Here is a 305-nt window from a genome sequence, read left to right as displayed (position 1 = left end):
TGACCACCGCCCAGGTCAGCACGCTGGCCTCCGACGACGTCGCCGCGCTCGGCTCGGCCCAGCTGCGCTCGCTGACCACCGCCCAGCTCACCGCGCTGAACTCCGACCAGCTCGGCGCGCTGAGCTCCGACCAGGTCGTCGAGCTGACCACCTCGCAGGTCGCCGCGCTCACCACCGCCCAGGTCAGCACGCTGGCCAGCGACGACCTCAATGCCTTCACCAGCGCCCAGATCCGCGCGCTGGGCACGGCCCAGGTCGCCTCGCTGACCACGACCCAGGTCGCCGCGATGGAAAGCGCCGACGTG

1 protein-coding gene is annotated in these 305 nt (G+C 72.5%); it reads left to right on the top strand.

The genetic code is table 11. The features are described 5' to 3' along the window. Positions 1 to 305: hypothetical protein (locus tag ACG00X_RS24090; protein WP_394492371.1), on the top strand; the 305-nt coding region annotated here is incomplete at both ends.

The organism is Pelomonas nitida, assembly GCF_043555975.1.
Taxonomy (GTDB): Bacteria; Pseudomonadota; Gammaproteobacteria; order Burkholderiales; family Burkholderiaceae_C; genus Pelomonas; species Pelomonas nitida.
Note: the sequence above shows the minus strand (reverse complement) of the source record. Positions and strands in the feature narration are given on the sequence as shown.